Here is a 15826-nt window from a genome sequence, read left to right as displayed (position 1 = left end):
GAATACAGCCAGACCCGCTTTCTTGTAAAGCGGGTCTTTTTTTGGAACAGAGGTCCGAAGGACTCCTTCGGAGAACAGAGAAATATCGAATATCCAATATCGAAACTCGATATTGGACATTCAATATTCAATATTGATTATTCTCTTCGACAGCCTTGTCCGAAGGACTCCTTTAGAGATTTTTTTTGTTACTTTTTTTATCAAGAAAAAAAAGTAAACGGAGGTCAACTATTTATTGCTAGCGTAATGAAATGAGGTATTAATAAACAGAACATGAGTTTTATCATGCTACATACAACGCAGTTAACCTACCTTGCCCGCCTAATTGAAATAGTATGAAGCTCGAAGAAATGTTAATGAACAGGGCGGGCAATGCCTGCGAATTATGCGGATCGAATGAGAAACTGCAATTGTATAAAGTACCACCACAGGATCATTCTTATCCCGAGAACTGTATTATGATCTGTACTAAATGTGAAACACAGATAGAGAAAAAAGAGCCGCTGGATTATACACATTGGAAAGCCCTCACCGAAACCATGTGGAGCGAAGTACCGGGTGTACAGGTAATGGCCTGGCGTATGCTGAACCGGTTGCGTAAAGAAAGCTGGGCGGTAGACCAGTTAGACATGTTATACTTAACCGATGAAAACCTGGCCTGGGCCAAAGCCACCGGCGATCATGAAAATGATGGTGAAGCAGAATTACATACCGATGCTCATGGTAATTTTTTACAGGATGGCGACACCATAATACTGGTACAAAATCTTGACGTAAAAGGCACCAGCTTTACCGCCCGTCAGGGAACGATTGTAAAAAACATTCGCCTCGTAAGAGACAATACCGAACAGATAGAGGGGAAAATAGAGAATCAGATGATTGTGATTTTGACCAAATATGTGAGGAAACAGAGCTAGAAGAGGCTATGAGCTATGAGCCTTGAGCTTCGAGCCAGAACCAGAGAAGTTGTTTCAAGAATTATCGCCTGAGCATGTACCAATTTGCTCATAGCTCATAGCTCACGGCTCATAGCCGATAAACTCCAATTAGCTTTCAAAAATTAACTGTAATTCATTATTTTTGCCGCCCAAGAGCAATCTGAAAAGATTACTCCGGGCCTATAGCTTTCGCCTGAGGCGGAGTAAGAGCACCTTTTTTGGTGTTGGCAATAGGATAAACTTTTTTGAAAACAGCTTCTGTTGTTTTCGGGCCTATAGCTCAGTTGGTTAGAGCACCTGACTCATAATCAGGGGGTCCCAGGATCATGCCCTGGTGGGCCCACAAAGCGAAGATGAAAGTCTTCGCTTTTTTTATTTCAAGCTGCTTATAGGTTAGAGTAATTAACTAATAATCAGGGGGTCTCAGGATCATGTCCCGATTCAATCGGGATGGGCCCACAAAGCGAAGATGAAAGTCTTCGCTTTTTTGTAGGTAACAAACGCCTTTAGCCGCATCAAAAAAGTAGAGAAATCCTTAACTTCCTTCTAAACCCTGAGCCCTATGGATTTCGAACGAATTATCGGCGGAATAGAAAAACTATTGTACCGCATTATTATAGAAATTATACTATTACCCATCACCATCAAACGGTTATTCAGTAATACGAAAAACTGTTACACGATTGTAGAAAGGGAAGAAAATATTCCTCAGGAAGAAGGCCGTTACCTTAACATAACCTCGCCGGTAAAACTTGCTATGATGCTTACCATTGTAACATTGTTTGCATTACAGCAGGCTACTACCATTGATGATACAATGGGCCAGGCAGAAATTACTGGTGTTGTAGATTCGGCTGCAATGGTAACCGACACAACCATAATAGCCAGTGATACCCTGGTAGATACAAGTGCTGTTGTAGAAACGGAAGAAGAAATTGTTGAAAACGAAGCGAACAGGGCCAATCACCTGATTGAGTCATTAATAGCATCACTGAGCAAACTCAATTTGGTGGAGCAATCACTGCTTATTTTCCTGGTATCAAACTTAGATGCCATGTTGCTTGCACTCATATTGGGGCGTATACGAAAACAAATATTTCCCGGCGATGTTTTCCGACGATCTTTTTTCTCCATGGTCTATGCAAAGAGCTATTTGAATTTACCGACGCTGCTGATGATGCTTTGTACCATTTTTATTCCAACCACTACTACAGAGGAAAGTCCGTTGTTAACGTCGGAAATAGTATTACTTATCGGGATGTTGTTTTTTTTCTGGGGATCTTACCTGTTCCTGCGGTCCACCTACCGCATACTGCAACAATATATTGGCGACAAGAAATGGTGGGTTAGATTTTTCCTGCTGATCTGTTTAATTGTACTTGATTTTGGCTGGATCTTTTTTATGGTCTGAACGAGTTGTTTGTGGTAAAGTGCTGAGGGTTTCGGAGATGAAGTGCAAACCAAACTCTGGAATGAAAAAAAGCGAAGATGCAGGGCTTCGCTTTTTTTGTGCTTGTAACTTTCTTTCGGCGCAGGTACTGTGAAGAGGGAGAAGCCCTTTTACAGCCAAACTGACAAAAGAAGAGCATCGACTACTGGTCACCTACCATGCTCATACTTTGTACTAGCTCTGCCCGGTATGAGCAGGCACCAACAACACAGTAAAAACACAATTTAACACTGTTTTTGTGTTGAACATTGTAGAGGCGGTGAGTTGACACGGTGCTAAAAGCGGGTATAAACCGAGCCATTTGTACTGCGTTACTGGATAAAGAAGTGCCTGAACGGCAGGGTGAATGTGTGAGCGCCGGCACGAGTAGGGTTTACTAGTATTAAAATCTGAAAAGAGGATTTCTGAATATCATATAAATTAGTACAATGGCAGACGTGCATACAAAAGAGCAACGCAGCTACAATATGAGCCGCATTAAAGGGAAAGACACAAAACCCGAAATGCTGGTTCGGCGCTTTTTGCATGCACAGGGATTAAGATACAAACTGCATGATAAAACCCTTCCGGGAAAACCTGATATAGTGCTGCCTAAGTATAAAACAGTTGTTTTTGTTCATGGATGCTTTTGGCATGGTCATAAAAACTGCCGCTACTTTGTTATTCCTAAAACAAGGACGGAGTGGTGGGTAGAAAAAATTGCCATAAATACTGCAAACGATGCAAAGGCAATAGCAGCTTTGAAGAAAAACCAGTGGAAAATTATTACAATCTGGGAGTGTGCATTAAAGCCACCCAGATTGGATAAAACATTGCGCTCTTTGTTGAAAAAATTCTCTCAATAGCCGTTCTTCGATACCATCGGGTAAGAAGCAGTGCTTATATTTTAAGTGTAAATACGGCATCTTGAAAAGATGTTAGGAATGTGTCCTATAATATACGGTGTTTTAAAAGACACATATATAAATTGCATAGTACGTTTGCATACCCTCCCCCAGTATTACAAACCTGTTTACCCTAAGCATGGATTTAAAAACGAAAGTTGGTAAAAGAATTACCCAGCTCAGAAAAAAGAAAAGTCTTTCACAGGAGAAATTTTCTTATGAGGCTGATATGGAAAGAACATACCTGACACATATTGAGAACGGAAGAAAAAATATATCGCTTTCAACATTGGATAAGATATTAAAAGCATTAGAGATTTCTTCGAAAGATTTTTTTGATAGTAAAGAATTTAAATAATGACAAAGAAGTTGACTTTTATCGACCTCTTTGCAGGTGCAGGAGGTTTATCAGAAGGATTTATCCGGGCAGGATTTGAGCCTATTGCTCACGTAGAGATGGACGAGGCGGCCTGTTATACCTTAAAAACAAGGGTTGCGTATCATTATCTGAAAGCAAATGGAAAGTTTAATGAGTACAAGAAATACCTGGAAGGAAAAATAAACAGGACAGAATTATACAGCAATGTACCTGCTGAATTGCTGGAGAGCGTAATTAACCTGCCGATAGGCGGTGAAAACAACCCTGAAATACACAAAACCATCGAAAAATTACGTAACGGTCGAAAAGTAGACCTGATAATCGGTGGCCCACCCTGCCAGGCATATTCTCTGGTGGGAAGAGCCAGAAGCCGGCATGGTATGAAAGGCGATCATCGTAATTACCTGTACGTACAATATGCAAAATATCTGGAAAAATATGAGCCAAAGATTTTTGTATTTGAAAATGTGCTTGGTCTTAAATCTGCCGGTAATGGTATTTACCTCCGGAATATGGAAAAACTGTTTGACAGTAAAGGTTATCACATGAAGCTGTTTACAGTAGAAGCAAACAACTTTGGTGTATTGCAAAACAGGAAACGGGTAATTATCATCGGATGGCAGAACCATAAACAGATTACATTGCCTGATCTGGAAGCTATACGTAGTAAGGTAAATCACACGGTAAAAGAATTGTTGAGTGATTTACCAATGCTACAGGCTGGAGAAGGAACAGATAAATATGTTACCTACGCAAAACCAACAACAGCCTATCTGAATGAAAGCGGTATCCGTAATGGGATTGATATATTAACCCAGCATGTGGCCAGGCCGAATACTGAGCAGGATAAAGAAATATACCGTATAGCAGTAGAGAAAATGCAGGCAGGCGAAAGACTTTCTTATACATCTCTGCCTAAACGATTGCGTACACATAAAAATGAACATTCTTTTTTTGATCGGTTTAAGGTGGTAAATGATAAAGCCGCTTATTCGCAAACAGTGGTGGCGCATATTGCCAAAGACGGACATTACTATATACATCCCGATATAAAACAAAATAGATCCTTAACAGTAAGAGAAGCAGCCCGGTTGCAATCATTTCCTGATGATTTTTATTTTGAAGGAGTGAAGGAAGGGAAAAACAGAACCGCTGCATTCAAGCAAATTGGAAACGCTGTGCCAGTCCTCATGGGAGAAAAAATTGCTACAAAACTAAAAAATCTCTTATGAGTGATAAACTTTCTTTAAAATTTGATCCCAATACAATTGAACACTTAGGTATTTCATTGTACTCAAAATTGCCAAGTGTTTTATCTGAGTTGATTTCTAATTCTTGGGATGCTGATTCAGATAAAGTAGAGATAATCTTTGCAGATAGAGATGCCCGAAAAGAAATTGAGTATGTTGATTATGGTGATGGAATGACTTTTTCAGAATTAAACGAAAAATATTTAGTGATAGGAAGAAATAGGCGTATTCATGAAAATAAAGAGACTAGCGCAAGCGGAAGAAAAGTAATTGGGAAGAAAGGACTTGGTAAACTTTCAGTCTTTGGTGTTTGTGATGTTATAGAAGTAATTTCTATTAAGAATGGTTTTAAAAATCATTTTAGAATGAATCTTGATGATATCAAAAAAAGTAGTGGTAACTATTCACCAGAGCTAATAATTCCAAAGGATACTATTGCTGAAACAAATGAGCGCGGAACAAAAATTTTACTAAAACAAATCAGAAGAAAGTCAGGCTTTGATCTTGATAATATTGCAATAAGTCTTTCAAAGAAATTTTTGATATTTGATAAAATGTCAGTTACGCTCTCGTCAACTGAAGGTCAACGAGTAGATGTAGTCAATGAGCTTAAGTTTAATGGGCTTAATGTTCAGTTTAAATGGAATTTTCCAGATAGTAAATATGGTGAACATTATGAATACTGGAAACGGTTTTCTGGATCAGTATTTACAACAGAAACCCCCATTAAAGACACAGAAATGAGTGGTGTCTACTTGACTTCACGTGGAAAGATTGTAAATAATGCAAGTTTTTATGGATTAAGAGATAATGACAATTTTCATACTTATGTGACTGGATATCTTGAAATCGATTTCATTGATGAATTCAGTGAAGATGTTATATCTACTGATAGGCATTCACTTATTTGGGAAAATGACAAAACAAAGGAATTACAGAATTATCTTCAACATATAATAAAAAAAATTGGAAGCGAGTGGAGATTATTGCGCGGCACTTTAAAAAAGGATCAAATAAAAATTAAAAAAGGAATTGATGTTGATCAATGGCAAAACTCTTTGCCAACATATGAAAAAGAATTAAGTAATAAAATCATTACTCCTATTCTTGAAAACCAGAACATAGACGTTGATGAGTCAAGTCAGATAATTGGAAATGTTGTTGATAAATTTGATAATAAAATTTTTAAAGATTATGCTTCTAGGATTGCAGATATTTCTAATTCTGAAGAGATTCCGACTCTTCTGAAATTAATGGAAGAATGGAAGATAGTAGAAGCTAAACAATATAGAGGTATCGCTTTATCTAGAGTTGAAGTAATAAAACAATTCGAACAGTATATTAAAACAGATACTAAAGAAGTTCCGACTTTACATAATTTTTTAAAGCAATTTTCTTGGCTATTAGACCCTAGAATTTTAGAATTTAAAGATGAGGTACACTATTCCAATTTATTAAAAGTAAACTTTCCGGAAGAGAAACTTACTGAAGCTAATAGACGTATAGATTTTTTATGTAGTAATGCGTTAGGAGAAATTTTGTATGTAATTGAAATAAAAAGGAGTTTATATAGTGTAGATGAAAGTGCACTGGAACAAGCAAATCGGTATAAAGTTTTTTTAGAGAACCATTTTTCGTCACAGTCAGGATTTTCAAGAGTTATTTGTTATGTGATTGGAGGAAAAAAATCGAATGACCCATATTTTAAATCTAAAGAGGCGACTTATATAAAATCAGGAGAGGTTTTTGTTAAAACATATGCAGAATTATTGGAGCAATCAAAACAAAACCACAAAGAATTTATCGAACTCTATAATAAATCAGTTATATAAAAGATGATTGAATGGCGCTTTAAACCCAACTCCCGCGATGATATGGATGTAGACCCCATCCAAGGCGAGTTTTTTACCACCAGAGATATTGATAACATATCGACTGCGGTGGTGCGGGAAGGTATTCAGAATGCACTAGATGAAAGAAACCGGGCAGATCATTTTGAAACGGTAAGAGTGAGGATATTTCTCTCAGGAAATAAATATGCTTTACAGCCGCAGGCTTATCTTCCTTTCTTAGAAACACTGACACCACACTTAAAAGCAAAAGCGTCTGGAATATCAGCTTTACCAGATTTTGAAACTCCGATGAAATTCCTTGTATTTGAGGATTTCAATACAAAAGGGCTGGAGGGTAATCCTAAAGAGCATTATGTAGAAAACATTAAAGATGGTCAGCCCCATAATTTTTATTATTTCTGGCGTAATGTTGGCCGTTCAGGTAAAATAGACGATAAACTGGGTAGATGGGGCCTTGGAAAAACTGTTTTTCCTGCTTCTTCCAATATCAATTCATTCTGGGGAATAACTGTCAGGAAAAGCGACCGACGGAAAATGCTGATGGGCCAAAGTATTCTGCGTATTCACAACAGAGAGGATGAAAAAAAAGAAGAGTGCGGATACAAGCCTTATGGAATGTTTGGAAAATACGAAGGTAGTACCGATTGCTTTGCTGAACCTGTAGAAACAGAGAGCGAACTGAACTGTTTTGAGAGTCTTTTTCACCTGCAGAGAAAAGATCAGCCGGGTTTTTCCCTGATCGTTCCGTTTGTAACCGATGAGATAACGGTTAACCATCTGGCTTACGCAGTAATTGAACAATACTTTTATCCTATTCTTGAAGGCAGGTTGGAAGTGGAAATTACAGAAGAAGATCATTGTATTGAACTAAAGAAGGATTCTATTCGGCGTGCGGTTGAACAAATAAACTTTCTGCAATTACTGAACGAAGGGGATAAGAAGCTTAAAACAAAAGAAAGCCTCATCAGGCTTTTTGAATTTGCACAATGGTCCTTTGGCTTAAAGGAAGAAGATTTTTTTAGACTGAAAGAACTTGATCTTAAAGCAAAACCAAGATGGAATTCAAAAGCAATGTTTGGAGATCAAGAAGGGTTGAACTTATTAAGAGACAGGTTTGAACAAAATGAAAGAGTGGCTTTTTCCATTCCGCTTAAATATCAACCAGTGAACGGGGAAGCAAAAACATGCTGGTATCAGGCATTTCTTGAAAAAGATACAACGCTGGTTAAACCCGAAAATTTATTTGTAAGAGACGGTATTACCATTTCCGGGATAACATCTCTCGACAAGGGACTGGTAAGGGGAGTGGTTGTAATTCAGGATATTGATCTGGCCCGTATGCTGGGTGATTCTGAAAATCCGGCACATACCGAGTGGCAACCGGATTCAAGAAATTTTAAAGGAAAATATGTAGATGGAAAGGAGGCATTGGCATTTGTAAAAGCAACACTGAAAAAATTATATGATCAGTTGCAACGACCCCTGGATGGAATTCAGAAAGACCTGTTGATAGATTTTTTCTCTATTCCTGTAGAGACTCAGGAACCGGAGGAGAAAAAACCAAAAGATAAAACCGGTCATGACAGTAAAGGAGAAGATGATACAGAGGAGCCTGATATTCCAATTGTACAAGGAAAAAAAAGACCTGTACTGGTTGAGAAAATTTTGTCAGGATTAAAAATTACAAGCAATCCAGCTGCTGAAGAAATGCCGGAGAGTATGCGATTGAAATTGGGATATGATGTACCAAGAGGGAATCCCATTAAAAGTTACCAGCAACTGGATTTCGATCTGTCAAAATTGCCTATTATAATAGAGTCTACAGGCGTCTATTTTACGAAGAAAGAAAAAAACGAACTGGAGTTTGAGATAGAAAATAAAGAGCAGTTTGAAATACAACTGACAGGTTTTGATGAAAAACGGGATTTATTTTTAAAACTGCAATAAATGATCCGTCGCTTTAATTATACGAACCGTCTGAAAATCGACAGAAACAGAATTGACATTTCTTTGTTCAAGGACAGAGATGGGAAGTATTTCCGTGCAAAAATTAACCTGGAGGGGCTCGAAATGCCACCGCAAGCAAAGATTTATATAGAAGCAAATTATAAAGGAGTTTACCAGAGGTTTGCATTCGGAACAATTGCTCATTTTAAAGAGCCGGAAAGCACAAGGTTGAATGAACTCCCGGAAACAGAGTTGGCCTATTTTGATATAGCGATTGTTGACGAAGCTGGAAAGGTAGGTCTGCTGCTGGGTAGTGCCAAAGGAATAGTCGTAAGTACAGATGGTAGCCCAAACGACAGAATCTCATTGTTGCCAGTTAACCCGGTTGATTTAAAAAACCAGTTCTGGAAATTAACATTCGATTCCGGTGATGAAGGAAGACCGGTGCTTGAGATCAACAAAAACATTCCTGATATTCTTGAAATGGCGAGAAACGATGTCAAATTTATCAGCCTTGTTTATCCCGCAGCATTCAGATCTGTTTTGATAAAATTATTATTGGAGCAGGATGATTTTGATGCAGAAGAAGGCACATGGATAGCCGATTGGTTAAAATTTACGATAGCAGTGCTGGGTATTAAAAACCAGCCAGATACCAAGAGTGATAATGATGAACTTACACCTGAACAGGAAGTATGGGTTGATGATTGTGTGAATGAATATTGTAAAAAATTACAGCTATTTGAAAAATTCACTGCGCAATGAGTAATATAACTGCTATAAGAATATTTAACGACGACGGACTTAGTGAGTTTGAAAGAATTGTAGGAGAAATACGCAATAACAACCTTAATGTCATACCTGAAACTTTGTTATTCGACCCTCAGTTATCAGATTTGCTAGAGCCAATTATTAATATTGAAAAGGTTGATTTTAAAAACAAGAATCAGCTTGTTCCTTATCTGGTAAACCAGTTAAACCTCAAGAACCACAAACATCTATATTTTGATAAAGGGTTATGGACATGGCTGTCCGCTTTTTATTTTGATAATATCTGTCCTGTTGATGCTAATGGGAAGAGAAAAATTAATGAAGCCGCTTTTTATATTCTCAAGGACCCTAAGAATTATACAAAATACTATCGCCACCTGCTCGCATATCCAAGCAGGTTGTATTCAGAATTAGGAGAATCTTCCAGAATATTTCTGATCGGTACATTTCAGAAACGTGGAGAAATAACAGAGCAGTTCGGGGCTTACCAGGAAATTGCCCTAAACAAAGGAATACTTGATGCTGCAAATATTATGTATTGGGATGAAACTACATCAAGTCTTAAAAGAGGTGCTGCAGGAAAAGGAGGAGGCTCTGCGCGAAGGATGGTCAGAATTATCAGACAGTATCAGATGACGTATGATTTAAATTCAATGTCGGGAAATGAAATTGTTTCTTTGTTGCCCTCTGAGTTTTCTAGATGGAAAACGCCTGGCATAGCCTGAAATTGAGTAACAGCTTTTGGAAAGTTCTAAAACTTCCCAAAGTTCATCATCTCCCAATAATGCTATTAGTTAAAGCAACCTTGCTTCAAAAACACTTCATCCACCCCACCCCGAATGAACCCTATAATTATAACCTGCACAAGCATCTGCAAAACACGCTAAAAGGATAGACCTTTTTAACCAAACCAAACAACTGTTTCAAGACATGTCTTCTCCCAAAGAAGCAAAAAATCGATCTATCAACCCTATTTCTGCTCAGTCCCACCACAAATTTCTCTCATAATTAATTGATAATCAATAAAATTTGTAAATTTAAAGTCAAGCTTTAAAATATTTAAACCTTTGCTTTAAATTTGCAAGAATCACTATGAGTTTCTTTCACCGACATATCAATACCAGGATAAAACAAACCCTCAAAAATCATCCGATTGTTTTTCTCAATGGAGCAAGACAAACCGGAAAGAGTACGCTTGTTAAAACAATGGCTGCAGAAATAGGAACGCATGGTAAACCGGCCCAGTATGTAACTTTCGACAGACCCACACAAATGGCCGCGGCATCTTCTGAACCGGAAGCATTTTTAACAAGCTACGATCTGCCATTAATTATAGATGAAGTGCAATTGGTGCCCGAATTGTTTCGCACACTAAAAATAGTGGTAGATGCCGCGCGGTTTGAACAGCAGGAAACAGCCAATGGCAAATACCTGCTTACCGGATCGGCGAATATATTGGCATTGCCCAATTTGTCAGACCCGCTGGTGGGTAGAATGGCTATCTTAACCTTATATCCATTCTCAGCAGCAGAAGCCACCAATAATAATGCGGGTCAGTTGGAAAAAATCATGCAACTGGATTTTCAGCATATTACAGACAGAGGATTAACCCTGCTTGATGCCATGAAGCGCGCCACATTTCCTGAAATAGCATCTGCCACAGAAGAAAACAGGAGAACCTGGTTCGATGGTTACATCACCACCATTCTGCAGCGTGATGTGAAGCAAATAGCTGAATTAGAAAAAAGTTCATTGCTGCCACATCTCCTGCGGGTACTTGCAACCCGTGCAGGTGGTTTGATGAATGACTCCGATATTGCACGTGAAGTGGGATTGAACTCGGTAACAGGAAAATCGTATCGGAATATTTTAAAACTCATGTTTTTAACTTTCGATGTAAATCCCTGGTTCCGTAATGTTGGTAAGCGATTGGTAAAATCGGCCAAAGGCTATTTTCTAGATACATCTATGATCTGTCACTTACTGGATTATAACCTTGAAGATATTTCCAAAACAAAACCTGAATTGTTTGGACATCTGGTAGAAAATTTTGTGGCAACAGAATTAAAGAAACAATTAAGCAACAGCGATATAAAAGCTGAACTATATCATTTCAGAACAAGCGATAACAAAGAAGTTGATTTTATCATCGAAAAACCGGACGGCTCCGTATTTGCCATCGAAGTAAAAAAATCTGAAACAGTAAATGCAGATGATTTTAAAGGCATCAAAGCATTTCAGGAATTAACGGGTAAGGATTTTACCGGTGGTATTGTACTGTATTCAGGTAAAGAAGCGGTTCCCTTTGGTAAGAATCTCTGGGCGGTTCCATTCTTTGCACTTTGGTGATTTGAATTGGAAAGAAAATACAATCGAGTCATACACTTTTGTTGATGCTGGTCAGGCGACCAACATCGGGAAAGAAAATGGGACGCGGATGGTCATGATGATGATGATCTTTCATGATAAATCATCATAATCATGACCATCTGCGTTCCATTACCCGTACAAAAAGCACAATAACGAAAAGATGAACCAGGTATTCCTGCAATTTTGCTAACTTACCCAAACTAAACCAACCGGTTATATGAAAAGAACATGGGTCATAATCGCTTTTCTGTTTTCTTATTTCAATACCGCCCATGCACAAGCCGATAGTAAACCCGATACGGTGAAAACGGGTATCTATATTACCAGTATACACGATATAGACTTCAAACAAAAAGAATACACCATCAATCTCTGGTTATGGTTACGCTATAAGAATAAAGATTTCGATTTTGAAAAATACCTCGAACTACCTCAGGCAAAAACCGTAACCAAACTCTACAGCACCATCGACAGTACAGATGAGGGTATTTATATGCTCATGAAACTGCAATGTGTGATGAAAGACTCCTGGACCATCAAAAACTTCCCCTTCGATAAACAACGCTTATGGTTTTCGATTGAAAACTCGCAATACGATGCCAGTTCATTAATATTTGTAGCCGATACGGTAGGTAAAAACTTCGATCCCCGTTTTGTACTCAGGGGCTGGCAGATTGATAGCTTTACACTATCCACAGCAACAAAAGCATACGAAACAGGTTTTGGCGATCCTGAACTCGAAACCCCGCATATGGATTACAGTTCTTTCCGGGTAAAAGTAAGCTTACACAGAGACGCCACCGATCTTTTCTGGAAAATGTTTTTAGGCATGTATGCCGCCTTCCTCATTTCTTTTATCTGCTTTTTTATTCATGCAGACAATATAGACTCGCGTTTTGGTTTAAGCGTAGGTGCTTTGTTTGCCGTTATCGGTAATAAATATGTAGTAGAATCGTCGATGCCCGAAGCCACTTCTTTTACACTGGTAGATGCGTTGCATGGTATAACATTGCTGTTTATTTTTCTGGTGGTAACCACATCCGTATACTCGCTTCAACTGGCCAAAGCCAATAAATTAAAACAGGCAAACCGGTTTGATTCAATAGCAGCGGTAATCTTTTTATTGATCTATGTGCTGATTAATACTTATTTAATCAGTAATGCAAAAAATGGATAATGCTATTGGAAGCGATAACAGTTTTAACTGATTCGGTTTACCCAAACGGATCATCTTCTGCATTCAATAAAGCCTGGAGATGGAGTAAAGCTTTTTTAATTTTATTGAAATTGGTATCGTCTGCTTTTAAATAAGTAAATAACACTTCATTGGTTGTTTTGCGCTCGCCTCCAACTTCCCTGAACGAAGTACATTGTCCGTTAAACTGACCGGCATTGGCATTGAATTTATCATTAACAGTAGTGGCAACAAAATTGTATTGTGCAGATGTGGCCTTCAGCGTAATCTTAATCATACCCACTGTCTGCCCCGAAATAGAAGTCGTTTCCAGATCAATCGACTTTATTTGCATCGGGTTAAAAGAAATGGTATGTGTTTGTTCTATATAGGTGCAGGGATAAATGTAACGGTATCCCACATTGGGTACATACGCCCGATATCCGATGGTTTTATTTACAGTAGTGCCTCTTTCGGTGAAGAGGGTAAGTTTATTGCCATCTAAATTAACGCTGGCATTATAGTAATAATAATTAGTGGCGCTGTTTTGATAAGGAACAAGTCGCTGATAGCCGAGCACTTCTTTTATCTTTTTATCGAGATACGAAACTGTTTCGCCTTTTGTTAAAGTGGCCTGTGACCGGGCTTTGAACGAAATAAAAACAATTAGCAGAAGGACAGATATCCGGAAGAGTCTATTCATACAGTAATGTTGTTTTCAAAATAACTTCATTCCTCTTTTATACCAATACCTAAATATCAGTATTGTTATAATTTTAGATGATAAAACCAACGCTAACAACAATTGCAATAAGTTTTTGTTTTAGTTTCAATACTGAAAATCATATTGCATGCATACTTTCCGGATTAAAAACAACAGGGCAGGCCATTTTATTGTAATACTGGCCGTATTGCTACTAATGTCTATTGTTGTTTGGGCTTTCTTTTTCAAAGAAGACCCTGTACCATTTGAGGGTACCGGTTTAATTATCATCAGCATTATTGGTATAATAGGAGCTGTTGTTTTATTTATGGCCATCAGAATGATTATTGTAAATCCAGATGTTATTGTTATCAACGAAAAGGGATTTGAATATAATCCGGGCGGGGTATCGTCTGGGTTTATGCAATGGACCAATGTTGCCGAAATAAAGTATGTAGATGTACGAACAACCCAGGGGCAGTTAAATGGTCCTGTTTGGGAGCGGGCACTTACAATTAAACTGAAAGATCCTTCTTTGTACCGCGATCAATTCAATCCATTGATGAAAGGGTTGATGAGATTGAATAAAACAATGTACGACGGCGATATTTTTTTTAGGCTGAGTAGTTTCGGTAAACAAGGCGAAGAAGTATTTTCATTGATGATGAAATACTGGGATGAGAGTAAAAACAAAGCAGTATAATGAGCTTAACTATCAGGTGTGCCAATTTTTGTTTTGCCTTTATTGCTTTTTTATGTGCGTATGCTGTAAATGCACAAAAACAGCATAAAGCATTTACTGCATCAGCAAATGCCATCAAAAACAATATGCGATGCTGTTCAGCAGCATTTCCCGGCTCCGGTTCATTCAAAGCAACCACTGTACTCATTTCGGAAGGAGGGGCCATGACCATTGTTTATAATAATGGCCGCCCCCCTGTTTCTTTCAATCTCTACGAACTATACAAAAATGAGCAGGCACCACTCGGCCTATACTATAAAACAGGCAGCAGAACGGTTGAATTCAGAACAGATGAAATGAGTACGCAGGCAATACGCTTCAATACTGCTGCGAAAGCGAAAGACACGTATAACCAGATTCGCCTTATTGTAAAAGCAGACCATGAAAATTACCGGCCAGGTTTCCCGCTCACGATCAGTCAAACCACCGACTCAATTAATTCCTTACTGCGCCTCTTTAATAACGACATGGCGGAGATAACCGTATTAAATGATACTGTATTCAAGACCTCACAAATGCCGTCCATCCGCTACAATATAGATGTAACAAAATTGAAAAATACAGAAGGGCTACCCGTATTACAAGTAAAAGGAATTGGTTTTATACCCTATATAAAAGATGGATTTGGAACTGGTGCGCGTATTGTTTTTCAAAATGGTAAAGAGCAGTTGGGGTTTCTGCAATTCACTTCCGGAGACAGATGGTCGCAGACAATGATTTATCGTTTGTTGATTCACCTCACCGATCTGATGCGAAATAAACCTTAAATCATTGCTTCTTACCTGATTTTAAAAATCTAAAACTTGACAGATAAAATTCAGATTGTACAAACATCATCCTTTTCTGGCCGGATCTTTTTACCGGTTTTTTACAGTTTGATTACCACTTTGCTGATACCGGCAACTGTATGGTATATTTTCACATCGTCAGCTATCTATGATATTATTGGCGGACTGGTATTTTTTGTTTTACTCACGGTTATCTGGATCGTTTTTGTGTGGGGTGAATTAAGGTTAAAGGCTGTTCGTATCTATTTCAGAGAAGATGCCATAGAATGTATTCCTTTTTTAGGATGGGGGAGAAAGACCAGCTACAGTCATAACCAGATAACCGGATATAAAATAATGTTAGAGCCAGCATTGCCATTGCCCTATGAAAGTATCATACTGGTAAGCCATGAAAAAGAGCTGTTACAAATCTCGCAGTTTTACTTTCGTAATTATGAGCCGATGAAATCACTGATAAGCGATTCATTTGATGATCTGGGAAGCGAAAAGTTCAGCACCTGGAAAGCTTTTACTAATATTTTCAAAATTTGATACCGGATTGCCTTAGCTAGCGTTATGCGAAGACTAAAAAACTTAA

At 38.2% G+C, this 15826-nt stretch carries 15 protein-coding genes and 1 tRNA gene; 15 read left to right on the top strand and 1 reads right to left on the bottom strand.

What is annotated here, in order from left to right:
* Positions 1-335 precede the first annotated feature (335 nt).
* The 12 genes from KXJ59_RS01970 to KXJ59_RS01915 all read left to right on the top strand — a co-directional run bounded on the left by KXJ59_RS01970 (position 336) and on the right by KXJ59_RS01915 (position 13019).
* On the top strand, positions 336-917 hold the full coding sequence (locus tag KXJ59_RS01970; protein ID WP_295200542.1) for an alkylphosphonate utilization protein: 582 nt from the start codon (positions 336-338) through the stop codon (positions 915-917).
* Between the two features lie 290 nt (positions 918-1207).
* Positions 1208-1281 (top strand) — tRNA-Ile (locus KXJ59_RS01965).
* Positions 1282-1500: 219 nt separating this feature from the next.
* The gene (locus KXJ59_RS01960; RefSeq protein ID WP_295200540.1) at positions 1501-2349 is read left to right on the top strand and encodes a hypothetical protein; all 849 of its coding nucleotides are present in this window, start codon (positions 1501-1503) and stop codon (positions 2347-2349) included.
* A gap of 467 nt (positions 2350-2816) precedes the next feature.
* Entirely contained in the window at positions 2817-3233 is a 417-nt protein-coding gene (gene vsr, locus KXJ59_RS01955; protein ID WP_295200538.1) for a DNA mismatch endonuclease Vsr, read from the top strand.
* 178 nt (positions 3234-3411) lie between these two features.
* Positions 3412-3630, top strand: coding sequence for a helix-turn-helix transcriptional regulator (locus KXJ59_RS01950; RefSeq protein ID WP_295200537.1), 219 nt, complete (start codon positions 3412-3414; stop codon positions 3628-3630).
* On the top strand, positions 3630-4883 hold the full coding sequence (dcm, locus tag KXJ59_RS01945) for a DNA (cytosine-5-)-methyltransferase (protein WP_295200534.1): 1254 nt from the start codon (positions 3630-3632) through the stop codon (positions 4881-4883). The genes KXJ59_RS01950 and dcm overlap by 1 nt, the downstream gene beginning before the upstream one ends.
* Positions 4880-6733, top strand: coding sequence for an ATP-binding protein (locus KXJ59_RS01940; RefSeq protein WP_295200531.1), 1854 nt, complete (start codon positions 4880-4882; stop codon positions 6731-6733). Before dcm ends, KXJ59_RS01940 begins: the two co-directional genes overlap by 4 nt.
* 3 nt (positions 6734-6736) lie before the next feature.
* The gene (locus KXJ59_RS01935) at positions 6737-8701 is read left to right on the top strand and encodes a hypothetical protein (protein WP_295200529.1); all 1965 of its coding nucleotides are present in this window, start codon (positions 6737-6739) and stop codon (positions 8699-8701) included.
* Positions 8702-9466 carry a hypothetical protein gene (locus tag KXJ59_RS01930; protein WP_295200527.1) on the top strand — a complete coding sequence of 255 codons (765 nt, stop codon included), beginning with the start codon at positions 8702-8704 and terminating at the stop codon, positions 9464-9466. It abuts the gene before it with no gap.
* On the top strand, positions 9463-10197 hold the full coding sequence (locus KXJ59_RS01925; RefSeq protein WP_295200526.1) for a hypothetical protein: 735 nt from the start codon (positions 9463-9465) through the stop codon (positions 10195-10197). The genes KXJ59_RS01930 and KXJ59_RS01925 overlap by 4 nt, the downstream gene beginning before the upstream one ends.
* A gap of 367 nt (positions 10198-10564) precedes the next feature.
* Positions 10565-11821: an ATP-binding protein gene (locus tag KXJ59_RS01920; protein ID WP_295200523.1), complete on the top strand. Its 1257-nt coding sequence runs from the start codon at positions 10565-10567 to the stop codon at positions 11819-11821.
* 238 nt (positions 11822-12059) lie between these two features.
* Complete coding sequence (locus KXJ59_RS01915) at positions 12060-13019, top strand: hypothetical protein (RefSeq protein WP_295200521.1); 960 nt, start codon at positions 12060-12062, stop codon at positions 13017-13019.
* A gap of 37 nt (positions 13020-13056) precedes the next feature.
* Here KXJ59_RS01915 and KXJ59_RS01910 read toward each other — a convergent pair whose 3' ends face one another.
* Positions 13057-13719 carry a hypothetical protein gene (locus tag KXJ59_RS01910; RefSeq protein WP_295200518.1) on the bottom strand — a complete coding sequence of 221 codons (663 nt, stop codon included), beginning with the start codon at positions 13717-13719 and terminating at the stop codon, positions 13057-13059.
* Positions 13720-13867: 148 nt separating this feature from the next.
* Here KXJ59_RS01910 and KXJ59_RS01905 point away from each other — a divergent pair, with 148 nt between their 5' ends.
* From KXJ59_RS01905 to KXJ59_RS01895, 3 genes are read left to right on the top strand one after another with little or no spacing between them, the layout of a single operon-like run.
* Complete coding sequence (locus KXJ59_RS01905) at positions 13868-14422, top strand: STM3941 family protein (protein WP_295200516.1); 555 nt, start codon at positions 13868-13870, stop codon at positions 14420-14422.
* Positions 14422-15228, top strand: coding sequence for a hypothetical protein (locus KXJ59_RS01900; protein WP_295200514.1), 807 nt, complete (start codon positions 14422-14424; stop codon positions 15226-15228). Before KXJ59_RS01905 ends, KXJ59_RS01900 begins: the two co-directional genes overlap by 1 nt.
* A gap of 36 nt (positions 15229-15264) precedes the next feature.
* A complete protein-coding gene (locus tag KXJ59_RS01895; RefSeq protein ID WP_295200513.1) occupies positions 15265-15780 on the top strand; it encodes a hypothetical protein in 516 nt (171 codons plus the stop codon).
* Positions 15781-15826 lie beyond the last annotated feature (46 nt).

It is taken from the genome of Sediminibacterium sp., from assembly GCF_019264485.1.
In the GTDB taxonomy this organism is placed as follows: Bacteria; Bacteroidota; Bacteroidia; order Chitinophagales; family Chitinophagaceae; genus Sediminibacterium.
The sequence above is the reverse complement of the archived record's forward strand: the minus strand, read 5'-3'. Positions and strand labels throughout refer to the sequence as shown.